This window comes from Bradyrhizobium agreste (assembly GCF_016031625.1).
GTDB classification, from domain to species: Bacteria; Pseudomonadota; Alphaproteobacteria; order Rhizobiales; family Xanthobacteraceae; genus Bradyrhizobium; species Bradyrhizobium agreste.
Map to the genome: position 1 here is coordinate 1 of NZ_JACCHP010000074.1, position 619 is coordinate 619.

Annotated in this window: 1 pseudogene; it reads left to right on the forward strand. The window is 63.3% G+C overall.

What is annotated here, in order from left to right:
• Window positions 1–619, forward strand: a pseudogene (locus HZZ13_RS36380) (RHS repeat domain-containing protein); the annotation flags it as partial.

Consider the following 619-nt stretch of genomic DNA (forward strand, 5'->3'; position numbering starts at 1 on the left):
CCCAACGGCACGATCAGCGGACCGACGGTCACCGTGTATTTCGACCAGCTCGATCGCGAAATAGCGCGAGAGACGCAGGGCTTTGACGGCACCGCGATCCGTGTGGCTACCATGTACGACGCGCTCGGGCGGGTGTCGCAGACCAGCCGGCCTTACTTCGTCAACGGCGGGACGCCGCAATACACGACCTTCACCTACGACGCGCTGGGCCGCGCCCTGACCAAGACCAAGCCGGACGGCAGCGTGTCCCAGGTCGCCTATCACGGCCTGTCCGTCACTAAGACCAATGCACTCGGCCAGACCCGCGCGACCATCCGGGACAGCCAGGGCAACATCGTCTCGGTCACCGACGCGCTCGGCAAGACCATCACCTATGCCTATGACGCATTCGGCAACCTGACCAGGACCACCGATCCGTCCGGCAATGTGAGCACGGCGACCTACGACCCCCGCGGTGCCAAGATCGTCGATGCCGATCCCGACATGGGATCGTGGAGCTACAGCTACAACACGCTCGGCCTGCCGGTCAGCCAGACCGATGCCAAGGGACAGACTGTAAATCTGACCTATGACAAGCTCGATCGTGTGATCCAGCGGGTCGAGCCGGACAAGACCAGTA